Source organism: Kribbella sandramycini (assembly GCF_013131805.1).
Taxonomy (GTDB): Bacteria; Actinomycetota; Actinomycetes; order Propionibacteriales; family Kribbellaceae; genus Kribbella; species Kribbella sandramycini.
On record NZ_JABJRC010000003.1, the window covers coordinates 496,511 to 512,597 of the forward strand.

Here is a 16,087-nt window from a genome sequence, read left to right on the forward strand (position 1 = left end):
TCAGGACGCCTTCGGTGAGACGAACCGCAGGATCGCCGGTAGCGCGACGACGGCGAGCAGCATCATCGTCACCCCCAGCACGATGTTGTACGCCTGCGGTGCTCCCTTTTCGGGGTTGACCCCTTCGGGTACCGCGGGGACGCGAATCATCATGATGGCGGCCGCGTAGATGAGCGCGGCCACCGGTTTGTAGATGATGAAGGCGCCCAGCCAGGCCAGGGCGCGTTTGAACCACATCATCCCCATCTCGGTGTTGGTCGCCGCCGCGGTGATCGGGAAGACCGCCGTGAGCAGGACGAGCATCCCGTATCTGACGATCATCAACGCCAGTTGGATGATTCCGGTGATCACCATCAGGATACCGACGAAGATCACCAGCCCGATGGTCAGCAACGTCTTGTCGTCCATCAGCGGTTTGGTCATCCGGTTGGCGAGCTCGGTGCCGAAATCCGTCCGGCCGCCGAGCGCCTTGGCGATGATCCATTGCGAGAACTCGTCGGCGGCGCCGATCAGATTCGACGCGACGAACAGCAGGCCGGCGTTCACCAGCACCATCGTGATCAGCGAGCGCAGGATGTCGCGCAGCGGCTCCCCGCGGTGCGAGATCGCCATCTGGATCGCGCCGACGATCACCGCCACGGTGGCGACCGCGACCATGATGTACTGCGTCCGCTCGTGCATCCACCAGACGGCGCCGTTGCGAGAGATGTCCGGGGTGTCGATCTTGATCCAGAGGAAACCGACGCCGGTCATGATCGCAACGACGGTCTCGATGACCACCTTGGCGATCGCGTCCAGCAGCATCTCGAAAACATCGGCGAACGCCTGACCGACGATGTCGGTGAGGAACTCGCGGACACAGTCGTCCCAGTTCCACGGCGCGAGGTTGCACCCGAGGATCAGCATCAGGCCCCCTTGAACCGGACGTAGCCGGCCATCGAGCCGAGCAGGTCGGGCTCGGTGGTGCCGTTGAAGCTGCCGTCGGCCTGCAGCAGGCCCTTCCAGTCGCCACTGGTCCAGACCATGGTGACCGGGAGGGCGGCGACCCGGCGCTCGTCGAAGGCGACCGCGATCGAGACGATCGCGCGGTTCGGCTGGTAGTCGAGCACCTTGAAGCCGACGAACTGCGCCGTCTTGACCTCGCTGAACGGGGTCGGGGTGGCCTTGTTCTGCTCGATCGCGACCGTACGGCCCTTACTCGGCGCGATCCGGTTCGCCAGGACGTCGGGGGTCAGCGCCGGGTTCTTGATCTGGGCCAGCAGGGTGAACGTCGCGAACACCGCGCCGGTCGGCGAGTGCGCGAAACAGGACCGGACGCCGCGGGCGCTCATCAGCGCCGGCCCGGCCTCCTGCTGGGTCGGGAACAACATGTCGTCCTCGAACTGCCAGGTGACCCCGGCCGGCGCGATCCGGGGGATACCGGGCGCGGGGCTGACGGTCTTGCAGCCGCCCTTACCGGAGACCGGCGGCGCGCTGGGCGTCGTCGTACCGACGGGGTCGGTCGGCGTGGCGACCGGCTCGGTCGGCTCTTCGGAGGGCTGCTCGGACGGCGGCCCGGTGACCACCGGGGTCGGCTGCGGGTTGCTGGTCGACGTCCCGGGATCGCGGACGAAGAACCACAACGCCACGCAGATCAGGATCGCGCCGACGACGATCGCGGCGGCCAGGAAACCGCGCTCCTGCCAGAGCCCGGTCGGCCCACCGCCGTCCGCGTCGTCGTCGGAACTCCTGCTGAACAGCCCCACCGTCGATCAGCCCCCGGCCGGTTGTCAGTTGCCCTGGAGAGCGCCGACCAGCAGCGTCGCGGACCCGATCACGATGCACGCCGCCAGCACCCAGCCGAGCCGGGCCGCGTGCTCGCCGCCTTCACCGCGACGCTGGCCGACGGCCATCATCGCGCCGGCGATCAGGATGCCGAGGACGCAGATGGCGAAGGCGATCCAGCGCACCCAGTCGATGACGAGATCGAGTTTCTCCGCTCCCGGGGGCCGCTGGCCACCGCCGAGCGGAACCATGGAGGGAATCTCCGAGATGAGATGAGCCAACATCATGCGCGGAACTGCCTTTCAGTACGGGGCGGGATAATCCGCTGGGTTTGACGCGCGAAGAGCGTAGATGGATTCAAGAACTTCGAAAACCTCGTCGGGGGTGTTGTCGGGCGACGGAGCCTCCCCTCTGCGCCACTCCTCGATCCAGGGAATGTCCCAGACTCTGGGGACGCCGCCACCGACGATGTCGGCGAAGTCGTCGAGCACCCGGGGCAGCCGTCCGGGGGCGTCCGCGATCAGCACCAGGCCGAGCACAGCAACGCCTTGGACGACACCCGAGGCCCATTCGATCGCCGCGCGCTGCGCGGATCGCAGCCCGGAGCCATGTGTCCGGGCGACCAGGATCACCGGGGTCGGCACCGGGGGCGGCGGAATCGGCCAGCGATGGTTGGCCGCCCGGGTGCCGGGCAGCAACTGCGCCATCGTCGACTCGCCGGCTCCGCCGTGGACGCCGACCCACCACAAGGTGTCGGCGGCCGGGATCGCGAATTTCGGCAGCCGCTGGTCCTCCGCGGGCGCCGGAACACCGTGTTGCGGGGCCACCGGGCCCCGGGGCGCCTGCTCCGCCTGCGACGAAGGCCCCGGCGGCGGACCCGGGGGCGGCGGTTGTTGCTTCGTCCACGGGTTCTGCGTCATGAGACCTCCTCTCGCGATGCGTCACTGGCTGTCGCCCACAGTATTCTCTCGCTTTCCGGGTGTACGTTCGTGACCCATCCACAGGCGAGGATGTTTCTACCCCCTTGTCGGGGTCAGTGGAGCCGCCGGGCTCACGGGGTTTCTGCCTGCCGGAACTGTCCTGGCATGCCTTCGGGTGCGGTGGACATGCTAGAACGAGTGCGTCGGCTCCGGATGAACTAGGGAGATTCGTGGCGGGAATGAGAGGTCATCGTGGCTGAGAAGATCCCGTCCTGGCCCAAAGTCAGCATTCATCTGTACGACGACCACAACGCCGAGGTGAAGATCGCCGGGCGCAGCCACCCGGTCAACCACCACGACCCGCGGCAGGCGGCGCTCCAGCTGGTCAGCGAGCAGGCCGCGCAGCTCGGTCGCCCGGTCAAGGCGACCGCGGTCGAGGCCGACGGCACCTCGTGGCCGCTCGTCATCCACCCGGACGGCGAGGTCGAGGCGATCGAGATCGCCCGGAAGAAGAAGCCGATCTGGCCGATCGTGGTTGCCTTCTCGCTGGCCGGGGTACTCATCGCGGGGACGACGCTCTGGCTGACGGTGCTGCGGCCGAAGGGCCCGCCGCCTCCGCCGAAGGCGTCGCCGACGCTGCCCGCGTTGCCGCCGCCGAGTATCGCGCCGGACCAGTTCTCCGCGCGGCCGGTGCCGCCGGGGTGGACGCCGAAGGCCAGCTGGACGGTCGACATCGCCGCGAACTCGCAGCCGGCCGTCTCGCCGGACGGGTCCGAGGTCGCCGTCCTGACGCAGGACAAGAAGATCGCGGTCTTCGACACCGAGGGCAAGGTCAAGTGGCAGGACAAGGTGCCGTCCGGGGTGGACGCGCCGGTCTACACGACGATCGACGGCAAGCCGGTGCTCGCCGTCGCGAACGACGACACCTTGTACTACTGGGCCGGGAACGGCGCCGAGGCCGTCGAGGTCGCGCTGCCGAACTCGTCGACCGTGCAGTTCTTCGGGACGTCGCCGCTCGTCCTGCTCGCCAGTAACGCCGGCGCGAGTGTGGTCAGCGGGGGTGAGCTGAAGCCGGTGCCGAACCAGCCGCGGTTGTCGACGATGCTGCTCGCCGAAGGGCAGAAGACGTTGATGGCGCGGTACGAGGGGCCGCTGTACTGGAGTGAGCCGGGGCAGCCGCTGCAGACGCTCGAGTTGAAGCCGCCGAAGGGCGTCAAGGACGTCGAGCGGATCGTTGCCGCCAGCCCGGATCGGGTGCTGGTGTTCTGGAAGGCCGCTGGTCAGGACATGGTGGTCCCGGCCGTGCACTCGAGTGCGGACGGTTCGCCCAAGGCGACCTGCGCGGCGGCGAACGTCAACGACAGCCAGAACTGGCAGTGGCTGCCGGACGCCTCGCGCAAGGTCGCGGCCTGGGGCGAGTGCCTGATCAACTTCAGCACCGGCAAGACCTCGCTCTACCCGAACTTCCGGCCGCTCTCGGTCACCGGCACCACCATCTACGGCTCCGTCAACAGCAAGCTCGTCACGGTCACCCCCGGCGGCAAGTCCCGCACCATCCCCACCGACACCGCCCGCCCCTGGGGTGTAGCCGGCCCGCACGCCATCGTCGTCCACGACGACGTCGTGTACGCCCTGGACAAACCGTGACCCGTCCACACCCGGCACGCCGGTCGCCCACTCTCCGGCGGCTCGCCGCAAGCACCGCCGCCCTCACCCTCCTGCTCGTCCCGGCAACCCCCGCCACAGCAACCGAGGACGACCCAGCCCCCACCCGCTGGCCCCGCATCCAGCCCCCCGCCTCCAACGGCAACGCCGCCGACCCCACCCCCACCCGCTGGCCCCGAATCCAACCCCCCAGCGCCGCCGGCACCGAAGACCCCATCCCCCCCAAATGGCCCAAACCCCGCCAGCCCTAACCCCCCACCCAGACGTCCCCCGCCGCAGAACCCAACCCACACCCGCAACCACCGGGTTGGGAATCCTCTCGCCAACCACCCACGGCCGGTAGACACCTGACCCAAGCAAACTGCCCGGCCGCAGACAGACAACGGAACCACCCGACGCCGCCCACCCGACCACCGGCAGGCACCTGCAGAACCCACGCCCCCACCCGACCACCGGCGGAATACCTGTGGACAACCCACTCACGGCCGGTGGATACCTGAGCCACGCGAACTGCCCGGCCGCAGATGGCCAACGGGACCACGAGGAGCGCGAGACAGCCGCGGGAACTTGAGCTGGGTGCGCGACCGCTGTGTGCAGGAGCAGACACAGCGCAGAAAGCAGGTGGGGTGCAGGAGCAGGCGCGAGTGCAGCCGCAGGTGGGGTGCGGGAGTGGGTGGGGTGGACGGCTGAGCGCGGGTGGGTGGGGGTGGGGAAACACGAAGGCCCACGGTCCCGGGTGGGAGCGTGGGCCTTGGTGGCGGTGAGGCTGGTGTCAGCCGGCGGCTACCTCGAGGCGGACCGTGGCGGCCACGTCGGGGTGCAGCTGGACCGAGACCTGGTGCTTGCCGGTGGTCTTGATCGGCGACGCGATGGCGATCGCGCGCTTCTCGACCAGCGGGCCGCCGGCGGCCTTGATGGCGCCGGCAATGTCGGCCGGGGTGACCGAACCGAACAGGCGGCCGGTGTCGCCGGCCTTGACGCCCAGCGTGACGGAGAGCTGCTCGAGCTGGTTCTTGACCTCGCTCGCGTGCTCCTTGCCCTGGATCGCCCGGGCGTCGCGCGCCCGCTTGATCGACTGGATCTGCTTCTCGGCGCCCCGCGTCCAGCCGATGGCCAGACCGCGCGGAACCAGGTAGTTACGGCCGTAGCCGTCCTTGACCTCGACGATGTCGCCGGGGTTGCCGAGGCCCTCGACCTCCTGCGCCAGAATGAGCTTCATGTTTCGGACCTCCCTCAGCGAGCGGTGCTCGTGTAGGGCAGCAGCGCCACCTCACGAGCGTTCTTGATAGCGGTGGCCACGTCGCGCTGGTGCTGCACGCAGTTCCCGGTCACCCGGCGGGCGCGGATCTTGCCGCGGTCCGAGATGAACTTCCGCAGCAGCGCGGTGTCCTTGTAGTCGACGTACGTCGCCTTGTCCTTGCAGAAGCCGCAAACCTTCTTCTTCGGCTTCCGAATGATCTTGGCCATTGTGGTGCTCTCTTCCTACTTCCAGAGCCCGGCACGGGTGCCGGAATGGTCTGTCTTACAGGTCTCGACCCGGGGACCGGATCAGAACGGAGGCTCCTCCATCGAGCCGCCGCCCTGGTTGGCCCAAGGGTCGTTCTGCGGGGCGGACTGACCGCCGCCGCCACCGCCTTGCTGGGGGGTCGCCCAGGGGTCGTTCTGCTGGCCGCCGCCACCTTGGTTGCCGCCGCCATAGCCGCCGCCACCCTGGTTACCGCCGCCGTAGCCACCACCTTGGTTGCCACCGCCACCACCGAACCCGCCGCCGCCGCCGCCTTCGCGGGACGTCTTGGAGATCTTCAGCGTCGCGTACCGCATGCTGGCGCCGATCTCCTCGACATCGCACTCGAACACGGTGCGCTTGTTACCGTCGCGGTCGTCGTAGCTGCGGGCCTTCAGACGGCCGTGTACGACGACACGGGATCCTCGGGTCAGCGACTCCGCGACGTTCTCGGCGACCTGGCGCCAGACAGCGCACGAGATGAAGAGCGTCTCGCCGTCTTTCCACTCGTTGCTCTGCCGGTCCAGGTTCCGCGGGGTACAGGCGATCGTGAAGTTCGCCACCGCGGCGCCGGACGGCGTGAAACGCAGCTCCGGGTCACCTGTCAGGTTTCCGATCAGAGTGATGGGTGGTTCACCGGCCATGACAACTCCTCCTGCTTTCGGGTGTGACTGTGTCCACAGCTATTGGTAGCGGCTGGCGCCGACAGTACCGATAGCTGCTGACGACCCCAGGCTCAGTGCTGGTCCGGCCGAATGACCTTGGTGCGGAGGATCGACTCGTTCAGCGTGAGCTGACGGTCAAGCTCCTTCACCACCGCGGGTGTCGCGGTCAGGTCGATGACGGCGTAGATGCCTTCGGCCTTCTTCTTGACGTCGTACGCAAGCTTGCGGCGGCCCCAGATGTCGAGCTTCTCGACGGTGCCACCCTCCTTGCGGACGATGTTCAGGTACGTGTCGATGGACGGTTCGACCGTGCGCTCGTCGAGCTCCGGGTCGAGAATCACCATGACTTCATAACGACGCATGCGCGAACTCCACCTCCTTCGGACTTTGGCGGCCACGGTCTTTCCGTGGCAGGAGGGCGATGCGATTGCACTTCACACCGGCACTTGCCGCCGGTGTCAAGCAACGAGCCCGGTCGATGGACCGGGCCACATCCGAAAGAATACCAGCGTTCGGACGCCGTCCTGACCATATCCACAGGCCTTCACAAGCGTCGAAGACTACCGGCTGTTCACTGGTCGTCACTCTCCGGACCCACCACGAGCAGGTCGATGTGGATCCCGAGCGTGCGTCCGGCGGCGTCCACCGTACGGACCAGCGGATACGCACCGTCACCCCAGCCCGAGTGGGCCAGGACGAGATTCTCACCCTCCGTGGCCAACGGGAGCACGATATTCGCGCAGCCCTCGATCAGATGCTCGGGCGAGTCCATCAGCGCGAACCAGCTGTCGTCCCGCCCGTTCTCGAACAGGTCCTCGTACCAGTCGCCCTCCGGCATCAGCGTCCGGACGGCCTCGGCGTCCACGAAGCCGACGGTGCCGGCGTCGACGGCGACCATCCAGAACTCGTCCTCGCCGAGCTCCTCGTCCGCGTTCGTCGCGGCCTCCACCGCAGCGACCTCGCCCTCGGCGAACCGCAGCGACAGGTACGCCTCGCGCAGGTGGCTGCCGTCCTGCGCGTCCGACACGTCCGCCACCGTCACGTACGCCGGATAGTCGCCGGCCGGGACGTCGACGACCGGGCCCTCGCCCAGCGTCACGAACGGGTCGCACGCCTCGAGCTTGCCGTTCGGCACCCGCAGTACGCCGAGCTCGTGCACGGTCAGGCTCCACGTCCGGCCGTCGACCTCGACAGGACCCGGACGGAGCGCGCGGAACAGGTTCGGGGTGATCACCAGGCCAGCGTAGGCCTGGCCGGTCGAGAACTGTCGGAGGACAGTTCTAGGGTGGGGTCATGAGCTTGAAGCTGGGTGCACACGTCGACCAGGAGGACCCGCTGGCCGAGGCGGCCGATCGGGGCGCCGACCTGGTGCAGTTCTTCCTGGGCAATCCACAGGACTACAAGGCCCCCAAGCTCGCGTACGCCGACGGCGAGGAGGCGCTCCGGGAGCGATCGGCCGCGGCCGGCGTCGATCTGTACGTGCACGCGCCGTACCGGCTGAACGTCGCGAACACCAACAACCGGATCCGCATCCCGAGCCGCAAGCTGCTGCAGCAGACGCTCGACAAGTCGGCCGAGATCGGTGTCAAGGGCGTGATCGTGCACGGCGGTCACGTCGGCGACGAGGACGATCCCGAAGCCGGCTTCGACAACTGGCGCAAGTGCATCGAGCGGGCCGAGCTGCCGGTCCCGCTGCTGATCGAGAACACCGCCGGCGGCGAGAACGCGATGGCCCGCCAGCTGGAGCGGATCGAGCGGCTGTGGGAGGCGGTCCAGGCCTCCGGTAACGATCGCTTGGAAAATGTCGGCTTCTGTCTCGACACCTGCCACTTCCACGCCGCCGGCGAGGAGCTGGCGACGGTCGTCGAGAAGGTGCTGGCGATCACCGGCCGGATCGACCTGATCCACGCCAACGGCTCGCGCGACGAGTTCGGTTCCGGCGCCGACCGGCATGCCAACTTCGCCGACGGTCACATCGATCCGGCCGATATCGTCGCCGTGGTCAAGGCCGCCGGCGCCCCGGTCGTCGTCGAGACGCCGAATGCCGACCACGGCCAGAAGACCGATATCGACTACCTGCGCTCACACCTCGGCTGAGCTGTCGCCGTCCGGCTGCGGCGCGACGAGGTGGTAGAGCCAGTAGCCGATCCCCCACGGCAGCAACAGGCTGAGCGCCGTCGTGGACCGCGGCGGGATCAGTACGGCGACCAGGATCGTCACCACCAGCAACAGCGTCGACACCTGAAACAGGTCGAACCGCCCCAGCACCCGGTCCTTCAGCGTCACCCGCTCCAGCGCGCACAACACGTACAGCCCGGCCAGCCCGAGCAGCAACAACGTCACCACCGCCAGCCCGACCCACCCGAGCACCCCCGCCGCCCCCGGGTCGGCGAGCACCCGCGAGTACTGGAAGACCCCGACCAGCAAACTCACCGCAGCGCACACCCAGTACAAACTGTTCGTCGTCTGCTGCGCCCGCTCCGGATCCGGCTTCGGCTCCACCACCTCGGAGCCATCCGACTCCTCCGGCACTTCCGACTCTGACTGCGCCATGCCCGCGACGGTAGCGCACCACAGGACAAGGGTTCGCTCCCGACCGAGCCCTCCCGGCCACCCGCTTCCCCGAACTCTTCGCCCCCGCCGACCGGGCCTGGGCCCAGCAGCCAGCTCCCATTTGCCGGGCCGACCCGGCCCTCGTTAGCTGGGCCAGCTCGGCTCATTTGGTGGGCTGACCCAGCAAACCCCGGGTGGACCAACCGCCTGCGCCAGGTACACCCACCACTTCATGGGCCCACCCAGCAAACCCCGGGTGGACCAACCGCCTGCGCCAGGCACACCCACCACTTCATGGGCCCACCCAGCAAACCCCGGGTGGACCAACCACCCGCGCCAGGCACACCCACCACTTCATGGGCCCACCCAGCAAACCCCGGGTGGACCAACCACCTGAGCCAGGTACACCCACCACTTGATGGGCCGACCCAGCGCGTGGGTCTGTTTCGCTTGTCGCCGCTTACCTCGACGCGAGGGATGACGGCGGTCACCACATGGGTAGGCAGGTCAGGTTGGCGCGCGAGCTGGGGCTGATCTAGGTGCGGCGGTGGACTGAGACGGCGTAGTCGCCGTTGGTGAAGGGGGTGCGGTCCCAGGTGGCGAAGCGGTCGACGAGGGTGAGGTCGGCGGCGGCGCAGTGGGCGTCGTAGTCGTCGGTGGTGTACCCGCGGTCGAGGCTGAAACCGGCGATCAGCAGGTTGCCGACGTGGCGGGCGACGCCGGCGACGAGTTGGGCCTGGGTGCCGGGGGCGGTGAAGAGCGGGACGTTGCCGGCCATGACGACGACGTCGAACGTCCGGCCGAGGTCGAGCTCGGCGAGGTCGGAGCGGACCCAGGTGAGCCCGGGAGCGCGCTCGGCGGCGGCCGCCAGCATGGACTCGTCGAGGTCGGCGCCGACGACGTCGATGCCGTGGTTGGCCAGCTCGATGCCGACCCGACCGGTGCCGCACCCGGCGTCCAGGACGCTACTCGGCGCGAACGCACGAACGAAGGTGGCCTCGCCGTGCACGTCCATACCGGACTCGGCTAGCGAGTCGAATCTGCGTTGGTACTCAGCGCCGTTCCACACTCCTGAACCTTACGTCGATCCGTCGGTCGCCACGGGAGGATGGCGGCGCTGAGCAGGCAGAAGACGCCGGCCGCCCAGAGCGCGCCGCGGAGGCCGAGAACGACGGACAGCACTCCGCCGAGCGCAATGAACGCTGGTTGGACGGAACGCGAGGTAATGGACCAGGCGGTGACGACGCGGGCCATGTGGGTGTCCGAGGTGGCCTGCATGCGATAGGTCGCGAACGACGGATTGAAAGCGCCTGCTGCGATCAGCAGGCCGGCTTCGGCGAGTGTCAGCCAGATGAGGCCTGGCAGGCCGGACGGCGACAGCGGGAACAAGAGCAGCCAAGGAGCGCGCAGTACGCCGAAAATCAGCAGCATGCGGTGCAGGCCCCAGCGCCGCGTGAGCCGAGGCGCCAGACCGGCGCCGAGAATGCCGCCCAGACAGGAGACGCCGAGGAACAATCCCCAGCTCCAGGGGGCGAGGTTGAGGTCGCGGAGCATGAAGACGGTCAGCAGCGGCACGGTCATCATCACGGGGCCGCCGAAGAGCGCGCTGTTCCAGAAGAGGGCGCGCAGCTCGCGGTGGCCGAGGATATAGCGCCAGCCGGCGGTGAGGTCGCGCTTGCCGAGCTGGACGACGGGCTCCGGCTCGGGCTGTTTGATCCGCCGGATGCCCAGCGCGGAGAGCAGGAACGACGCGGCGTCCACAGCCAGCGTCACCGTCGCCCCGACCAGGCTCACCAACAGACCACCGGCCGACGGGCCGATCGTCAGCATCAGCCAGTTGGTCTGCTCGAACCGGCTGTTCGCCTCAGCTCGCCCCTCCGGCGGCACGAGCGCCTTCAAATGCGCGCCGCTCGCCCCGGCGAACGCGATCGTCGCCGCCGCCTGCAGTACGCCGACCACGCAAAGCTGTGGATAACTCAGGACGCCGAACGCCGCCGCCACCGGCACACTGCCCAGCGCGACGAAGCGGACCAGGTCCGCGACGATCATCGCCGGCCGCTTGAGCCGGCGCTCGATCACATCGCCCAGCGGCAACGCGAACACCGCACCCGCCAGCCCGGAGACCGCCGCGAGCATCGAGACCTGCAAGGTGCTGACGTCGAGCGCGAGCACTGCTACAAGTGGCAAGGCGCCCTGACCGACCGCCGACCCGAAGGCACTGACCGTGAACGCGACCCACAACCGACGGAAGTCCGGACCCAAAGACACCCGGCGATCGTAGGAGCGCCCACCGACAGAAATCCGGCGTTCACATCCACTCGCTTGACTGCCCGGATCACCCCCATCGCCCCATGGAGGATTCGCAGTGGACCGTCGTACCTTTCTCCGCGCCGCCGTCGTCGGGACGTCGACCTCGGTCGCCTTCGGCTTCAGCGTCGTACCGGAAGCCCTCGCCTTCCCCGCGCAGACCGGCCCCAGCCCGTACGGCGCCCTACGGCCGGCCGACGCCAACGGCCTGCTGCTGCCGGCCAACTTCACCAGCCGCGTGCTGGCCCGCTCAGGTCAGTCGGTCGCCGGCTACACCTGGCACGGCGCTCCCGACGGCGGAGCCTGCTTCGCCGACGGCACCGGCTGGATCTACGTGTCCAACTCCGAGCTGAGCAGTGGCACCGGCGGTGCGAGCGCGCTGCGCTTCAACAGCAGCGGCACCATCAGCAGCGCCTACCGCATCCTCTCCGGCACCACCAGGAACTGCTCTGGCGGCGCTACCCCCTGGGGCACCTGGCTGTCCGGTGAGGAGACCGACCTCGGCTACATCTGGGAGACCGACCCGCGCGGCACGCAGGCCGCCGTACGCCGTCCCGCACTCGGCCGCTTCTCGCACGAAGCCGCCGCCGTCGACCCGGACCGGCGCGTCATCTACCTGACCGAAGACGAGACCAGCGGCGGCTTCTACCGCTTCGTCCCAACCACCTGGGGCGACCTGTCCGCCGGGACACTCCAAGTGCTCCGCGAGTCCGGCAGCACGCTGTCCTGGGTGACCGTCCCCGACCCGGACGGCAGCCCGACGCGCACCCGCCGCCAGGTCTCCGGCATGAAGGTCTTCAACGGCGGCGAAGGCTGCTACTACCGCAACGGCACCTGCTTCTTCACCACCAAGGGCGACAACCGCGTCTGGGCGTACGACGCCGTCAACAACACGATCGCGATCGCCTACGACGACAACCTCACCTCGAACCCGCCGCTCACCGGCGTCGACAACATCACCGCCACCAGCGTCGGTGACCTGTACGTCGCCGAGGACGGCGGCAACATGGAGATCTGCATCATCACCCCGAACGACGTCGTCGCCCCGTTCCTCCGCGTCAGCGGACAGTCCGGCTCCGAGCTCTGCGGCGTCGCCTTCAACCCAGCCGGCAATCGCCTCTACTTTTCCTCGCAACGCGGCACCAGCGGCTCCTCCAGCGGCGGCATCACCTACGAAGTGACCGGCCCCTTCCGCACCACGCTCTAACGCAGATTCAACCCACCATCCAGTACGACGACCTCTCCGGTGACGTAGCCGTTGCGGACGAGTGCCGACACCAGGTCGGCCACGTCCGCCGGCTGCGCACCCCGGCGCATCGGACTCGCCGTCCGCCACAGCTCCTGGGCCTCAGCCCAGTCCGCCGTCAGCGGCGTATCGACCAGCCCCGGCGCCACCGCATTCACCCGAACCTCCGGTCCGAGCGCAGCGGCCAACAGCTTCGTCACATGGTTCAACGCAGCCTTACTGGCGGCGTACGCCACCGAAGCCCCCTTCGGCCGCACCCCCGCATGGCTGGTCACATTGACCACGCATCCACCGGCCGAACGCAGTGCAGGCAGCGCCGCCGTGCACAACAACCACGGCGCGATCAGATTGACGTCCAGCACGCGCCGCCAGTCATCAGCCGACAGTCCGTCCAGCTCCGCATGCGGCACGGCCCAACTGATACCCGCGTTGTTCACCAACACGTCCAGCCGCCCATGCACCTGCAACACCGAGGGCACCAACCCACGCGCCGCATCGTCGTCCGCCAGCTCAGCCTGGTGATAGGACCCGCCCAGCTCGGCCGCCAGCGCCTCCCCTACCTCGCGGCTCGTCCGTGAGTGCACAGCCACGGTGAAGCCGTCCGCCGCCAGTCTGCGCGCGATCCCGGCGCCGATACCCGACGTGGAGCCGGTGACCAGCGCGACCTGCTTCATCCGCGGTAGCGGAGGCCGTCGACGAGGAGGTCGAGGAGCCGGCCTACCTGGTCACGGCGGTCGCCGGCGGCCATGGAGACGCCGCTGAGGTTGATGAGCAGGTCGTCGGCGGAGATATCGGTGCGGAGGTCGCCGCTGGCGGCTCCGGCGGTGAGGAGTTGGTCGATCGCGCCGACGAGGAGTTCGAGGCTGTGGTCGTAGGGGTTGGCCCCGGCCGCGATGATCGCGCGGAGGGCCTCGGCCATGCCGAGTTTGCGATGCATGAAGTCCGCGAAGCGATCCATCCAGGCGCGCAGAGCCTCGACGGGCGGTAGCTGCTCGAGAAGTTCCGGGGCGGCTTCGCAGACCGTCGCCAGTTCCTTGCGGTACGCCGCCTCGATCAGCGCCTCGCGGGTCGGGAAGTGCCGGTAGAGCGTGCCGATCCCGACGCCGGCATCCTTCGCGATGCCCTCGAGGGTCGCCTCCAGGCCGCATTTGGCGAACGCGCGGGCGGCCGCGGCCAGCACCTGGTCGCGATTGCGCTGCGCGTCGGCCCTGAGCGGGCGCGCCTTCGACTCGGTCATCTCCCCCTCCTCAGCACGAAACCTAGCGGACTTGATATCCGGAGGAGCCTCCGCTTTACTGGATTTACCGGAGGCTCCTCCGGTTAACAGCTTAGCTCGGAGAACAGGACACGACCTGATGAGCAGAATCACCACCCCCTTCGGCTACGACTCCACCGCCGCCGAGGTGATCGCCGGAGTCGACCTGACCGGTCGCCGCGCGGTCGTCACCGGCGGCGCCTCCGGGATCGGCGTCGAGACCGCCCGCGCGCTGGCCGGCGCCGGCGCCGAGGTCACCCTCGCCGTCCGCGACCGGGTCGCCGGTGAGCGCGTGGCCGCCGGAATCATCGATTCCACCGCGAACAACAAGGTGTACGTCGCGCCCCTCGATCTGGCCGACCAGGCGTCCGTCCGCGCCTTCGCCGCCAACTGGACCGGCCCGCTGCACATCCTCGTCAACAACGCGGGCGTGATGGCGTCGCCGCTGAGCCGCACCCCCGAGGGCTGGGAGAACCAGTTCGCCACCAACCACCTCGGTCACTTCGGTCTCACCGTCGGTTTGCACGACGCCCTCGCGGCCGCTGGTGACGCCCGGGTCGTCTCGGTCAGCTCCAGCGCCCACCTCAGCTCGGACGTCGTCTTCGACGACATCCACTTCGAGAACCGCCCGTACGACCCCTGGCTGTCCTACGGACAGTCCAAGACGGCCAACATCCTGTTCGCGGTCGAGGCGGCCAAGCGTTGGGCCGCAGACGGGATCGTCACCAACGCCCTGATGCCGGGCGGGATCCGCACTGCGCTCCAGCGGCACGTCGACGCCGAGACCGTGCGGCAGTGGGAAGAGCAGTACCAATGGAAGACACCCGAGCAGGGCGCCGCGACCTCCGTCCTGCTGGCCGCCTCTCCGCTGGTGCAGGGCGTCACCGGCCGGTACTTCGAGGACAACAACGAAGCACTGCCTGCGGTCGACGGCGTGAACATGTCCGGTGTCGCCGCGTACGCGCTCGATCCGGAGTCGGCCACTCGGTTGTGGGAGCTCTCCGAACAGCTGGTTTGATCACGAGACCGGCTCAGCTGGGGTTACTCAGGCTGGGCCGGTACTCTGACCCCCCGTGAGTGACTTGAGTATCCGGACCATCTCCGCCGACGAGCACGCCGCCTTCATCGCGGCGCGACCGTCGGCGAGTTTCTTGCAGACGCCGGGCTGGGCCGCGGTCAAGAGCGAGTGGAAGGCCGAGTCACTCGGCTGGTTCGACCCGGCGAACCCGAGCGAGCTGCTCGGCGCCGGTCTGGTGCTCTACCGGCAGATGCCGAAGGTCAAGCGCTACCTGGCCTACCTGCCCGAGGGCCCGGTGATCGACTGGGACGCGATCGACCTCGGCAGCTACCTGCGCCCGCTCGCGGCGCACGCGGCCGAGCGGGGCGCGTTCGGGATCCGGATGGGCCCGCCGGTGCCGACCCGGCGCTGGACGGCGAAGACCATCAAGGACGCGATCGCCGGCGGGCAGCAGCCGCGGCTCGGCGACGTCCGCCCCGACGTGATCGAGCCGTCGGGCGCCACCGTGGCGAATCAGCTGCGCAACCTGGGCTGGAAGGCCCCGCGCACCGGCGAGGGTTTCGCCGCCGGGCAGCCGCAGTACGTTTTCCAGGTCCCGCTGGCCGGTTACGGCCCGGAAGACCTGCAGAAGAACATGAACCAGCTGTGGCGGCGCAATATCAAGAAGGCCGCCAAGATGGGCGTCGAGGTCTCCCAGGGCGGCCCCGAGGATTTGAAGGCCTTCCACCAGCTGTACGTCGAGACGGCCGAGCGGGACCACTTCACCCCGCGTCCGCTGCCGTACTTCGAGAAGATGTACGCGGCGATGGCCAGCCAGCCGGCCGATTGCTGCGACTTCCGGGTCTACAACGCCCACCACGAAGGCGATCTGGTCGCTTCGACGATCTGGATCCGGGTCGGCGGTCACTCCTGGTACTCCTACGGCGCCAGCTCGACCGCCAAGCGGGACGTGCGCGGATCGAATGCGATCCAGTGGCGCATGATGTCGGACGCACTCGCCGAGGGTGCGACCGTGTACGACCTACGGGGCATCACCGACACCTTGGACCCGAACGACCCGCATGTCGGGCTGATCCAGTTCAAGGTCGGCACCGGCGGCGAGGCCGTCGAGTACGTCGGTGAGTGGGATCTGCCGTTGAACAAGGCGCTCTACACCGCATTCGACCTCTACATGAGACGGCGTTGACACC

The 16,087-nt window shown here is 68.6% G+C and carries 19 protein-coding genes; 5 read left to right on the top strand and 14 right to left on the bottom strand.

Going from position 1 to position 16,087, the window contains the following annotated elements; all coding sequences use genetic code 11:
* The 4 genes from HPO96_RS15880 to HPO96_RS15895 are packed head-to-tail and all read right to left on the bottom strand — an operon-like array spanning position 1 to position 2,684.
* The gene (locus tag HPO96_RS15880) at positions 1–906 is read right to left on the bottom strand and encodes a hypothetical protein (RefSeq protein ID WP_171674212.1); all 906 of its coding nucleotides are present in this window, start codon (positions 904–906) and stop codon (positions 1–3) included.
* Positions 906–1,745, bottom strand: a complete 840-nt coding sequence (locus tag HPO96_RS15885) for a DUF8175 domain-containg protein (RefSeq protein ID WP_171674213.1) — start codon at positions 1,743–1,745, stop codon at positions 906–908. The genes HPO96_RS15880 and HPO96_RS15885 overlap by 1 nt, the downstream gene beginning before the upstream one ends.
* Positions 1,746–1,769: 24 nt before the next feature.
* Positions 1,770–2,015 carry a conjugal transfer protein TrbC gene (locus HPO96_RS15890; RefSeq protein WP_238355139.1) on the bottom strand — a complete coding sequence of 82 codons (246 nt, stop codon included), beginning with the start codon at positions 2,013–2,015 and terminating at the stop codon, positions 1,770–1,772.
* Positions 2,016–2,066: 51 nt separating this feature from the next.
* Positions 2,067–2,684 carry a DUF6668 family protein gene (locus HPO96_RS15895; RefSeq protein ID WP_171674215.1) on the bottom strand — a complete coding sequence of 206 codons (618 nt, stop codon included), beginning with the start codon at positions 2,682–2,684 and terminating at the stop codon, positions 2,067–2,069.
* A 252-nt stretch (positions 2,685–2,936) separates the two neighbouring features.
* Here HPO96_RS15895 and HPO96_RS15900 point away from each other — a divergent pair, with 252 nt between their 5' ends.
* Positions 2,937–4,331 (top strand): hypothetical protein, encoded by a 1,395-nt coding sequence (locus HPO96_RS15900; RefSeq protein ID WP_171674216.1) that lies wholly within the window; start codon positions 2,937–2,939, stop codon positions 4,329–4,331.
* A 790-nt stretch (positions 4,332–5,121) separates the two neighbouring features.
* On the opposite strand, the gene rplI is transcribed toward HPO96_RS15900, so the two are convergent.
* The 5 genes from rplI to HPO96_RS15925 all read right to left on the bottom strand — a co-directional run bounded on the left by rplI (position 5,122) and on the right by HPO96_RS15925 (position 7,752).
* Positions 5,122–5,568 carry a 50S ribosomal protein L9 gene (gene rplI / locus HPO96_RS15905; RefSeq protein ID WP_171674217.1) on the bottom strand — a complete coding sequence of 149 codons (447 nt, stop codon included), beginning with the start codon at positions 5,566–5,568 and terminating at the stop codon, positions 5,122–5,124.
* Positions 5,569–5,582: 14 nt separating this feature from the next.
* Complete coding sequence (gene rpsR / locus HPO96_RS15910; RefSeq protein ID WP_012924539.1) at positions 5,583–5,816, bottom strand: 30S ribosomal protein S18; 234 nt, start codon at positions 5,814–5,816, stop codon at positions 5,583–5,585.
* 81 nt (positions 5,817–5,897) lie between these two features.
* On the bottom strand, positions 5,898–6,497 hold the full coding sequence (locus HPO96_RS15915) for a single-stranded DNA-binding protein (protein ID WP_171674218.1): 600 nt from the start codon (positions 6,495–6,497) through the stop codon (positions 5,898–5,900).
* A gap of 92 nt (positions 6,498–6,589) precedes the next feature.
* A complete protein-coding gene (gene rpsF, locus HPO96_RS15920; protein ID WP_171674219.1) occupies positions 6,590–6,880 on the bottom strand; it encodes a 30S ribosomal protein S6 in 291 nt (96 codons plus the stop codon).
* A gap of 209 nt (positions 6,881–7,089) precedes the next feature.
* Positions 7,090–7,752, bottom strand: a complete 663-nt coding sequence (locus HPO96_RS15925) for a DUF4241 domain-containing protein (RefSeq protein WP_171674220.1) — start codon at positions 7,750–7,752, stop codon at positions 7,090–7,092.
* Positions 7,753–7,811: 59 nt separating this feature from the next.
* Here HPO96_RS15925 and HPO96_RS15930 point away from each other — a divergent pair, with 59 nt between their 5' ends.
* A complete protein-coding gene (locus HPO96_RS15930) occupies positions 7,812–8,615 on the top strand; it encodes a deoxyribonuclease IV (protein ID WP_171674221.1) in 804 nt (267 codons plus the stop codon).
* Here the strand turns inward: HPO96_RS15930 and HPO96_RS15935 are convergent.
* From HPO96_RS15935 to HPO96_RS15945, 3 genes are all read right to left on the bottom strand, one after another.
* Positions 8,601–9,071 (bottom strand): hypothetical protein, encoded by a 471-nt coding sequence (locus HPO96_RS15935; protein ID WP_171674222.1) that lies wholly within the window; start codon positions 9,069–9,071, stop codon positions 8,601–8,603. The genes HPO96_RS15930 and HPO96_RS15935 overlap by 15 nt on opposite strands.
* 535 nt (positions 9,072–9,606) lie before the next feature.
* A complete protein-coding gene (locus HPO96_RS15940; RefSeq protein WP_337796654.1) occupies positions 9,607–10,140 on the bottom strand; it encodes a class I SAM-dependent DNA methyltransferase in 534 nt (177 codons plus the stop codon).
* Positions 10,098–11,339, bottom strand: coding sequence for an MFS transporter (locus tag HPO96_RS15945; protein ID WP_337796655.1), 1,242 nt, complete (start codon positions 11,337–11,339; stop codon positions 10,098–10,100). Before HPO96_RS15945 ends, HPO96_RS15940 begins: the two co-directional genes overlap by 43 nt.
* Before the next feature lie 97 nt (positions 11,340–11,436).
* Here HPO96_RS15945 and HPO96_RS15950 point away from each other — a divergent pair, with 97 nt between their 5' ends.
* A complete protein-coding gene (locus tag HPO96_RS15950; RefSeq protein WP_171674224.1) occupies positions 11,437–12,585 on the top strand; it encodes an alkaline phosphatase PhoX in 1,149 nt (382 codons plus the stop codon).
* Here HPO96_RS15950 and HPO96_RS15955 read toward each other — a convergent pair.
* Together HPO96_RS15955 and HPO96_RS15960 are read right to left on the bottom strand one after the other, a co-directional pair.
* Positions 12,582–13,298, bottom strand: a complete 717-nt coding sequence (locus HPO96_RS15955; RefSeq protein ID WP_171674225.1) for an SDR family NAD(P)-dependent oxidoreductase — start codon at positions 13,296–13,298, stop codon at positions 12,582–12,584. The genes HPO96_RS15950 and HPO96_RS15955 overlap by 4 nt on opposite strands.
* Positions 13,295–13,861 (bottom strand): TetR/AcrR family transcriptional regulator, encoded by a 567-nt coding sequence (locus HPO96_RS15960; RefSeq protein WP_171674226.1) that lies wholly within the window; start codon positions 13,859–13,861, stop codon positions 13,295–13,297. Before HPO96_RS15960 ends, HPO96_RS15955 begins: the two co-directional genes overlap by 4 nt.
* A 118-nt stretch (positions 13,862–13,979) precedes the next feature.
* Here HPO96_RS15960 and HPO96_RS15965 point away from each other — a divergent pair, with 118 nt between their 5' ends.
* Together HPO96_RS15965 and HPO96_RS15970 are read left to right on the top strand one after the other, a co-directional pair.
* The gene (locus HPO96_RS15965) at positions 13,980–14,897 is read left to right on the top strand and encodes an SDR family NAD(P)-dependent oxidoreductase (RefSeq protein WP_202885979.1); all 918 of its coding nucleotides are present in this window, start codon (positions 13,980–13,982) and stop codon (positions 14,895–14,897) included.
* A gap of 55 nt (positions 14,898–14,952) precedes the next feature.
* Positions 14,953–16,083, top strand: coding sequence for a peptidoglycan bridge formation glycyltransferase FemA/FemB family protein (locus tag HPO96_RS15970; protein WP_171674227.1), 1,131 nt, complete (start codon positions 14,953–14,955; stop codon positions 16,081–16,083).
* Positions 16,084–16,087: the final 4 nt, after the last annotated feature.

Bases quoted from the DNA above. Each gene is read 5' to 3' on its own strand.
- HPO96_RS15880 (WP_171674212.1), bottom strand. From the start codon at position 906: ATGCTGATCCTCGGGTGCAACCTCGCGCCGTGGAACTGGGACGACTGT.
- HPO96_RS15890 (WP_238355139.1), bottom strand. From the start codon at position 2,015: ATGGTTCCGCTCGGCGGTGGCCAGCGGCCCCCGGGAGCGGAGAAACTC.
- HPO96_RS15895 (WP_171674215.1), bottom strand. From the start codon at position 2,684: ATGACGCAGAACCCGTGGACGAAGCAACAACCGCCGCCCCCGGGTCCG.
- rplI (WP_171674217.1), bottom strand. From the start codon at position 5,568: ATGAAGCTCATTCTGGCGCAGGAGGTCGAGGGCCTCGGCAACCCCGGC.
- rpsR (WP_012924539.1), bottom strand. From the start codon at position 5,816: ATGGCCAAGATCATTCGGAAGCCGAAGAAGAAGGTTTGCGGCTTCTGC.
- HPO96_RS15915 (WP_171674218.1), bottom strand. From the start codon at position 6,497: ATGGCCGGTGAACCACCCATCACTCTGATCGGAAACCTGACAGGTGAC.
- rpsF (WP_171674219.1), bottom strand. From the start codon at position 6,880: ATGCGTCGTTATGAAGTCATGGTGATTCTCGACCCGGAGCTCGACGAG.
- HPO96_RS15930 (WP_171674221.1), top strand. From the start codon at position 7,812: ATGAGCTTGAAGCTGGGTGCACACGTCGACCAGGAGGACCCGCTGGCC.
- HPO96_RS15935 (WP_171674222.1), bottom strand. From the start codon at position 9,071: ATGGCGCAGTCAGAGTCGGAAGTGCCGGAGGAGTCGGATGGCTCCGAG.
- HPO96_RS15955 (WP_171674225.1), bottom strand. From the start codon at position 13,298: ATGAAGCAGGTCGCGCTGGTCACCGGCTCCACGTCGGGTATCGGCGCC.
- HPO96_RS15960 (WP_171674226.1), bottom strand. From the start codon at position 13,861: ATGACCGAGTCGAAGGCGCGCCCGCTCAGGGCCGACGCGCAGCGCAAT.
- HPO96_RS15965 (WP_202885979.1), top strand. From the start codon at position 13,980: ATGAGCAGAATCACCACCCCCTTCGGCTACGACTCCACCGCCGCCGAG.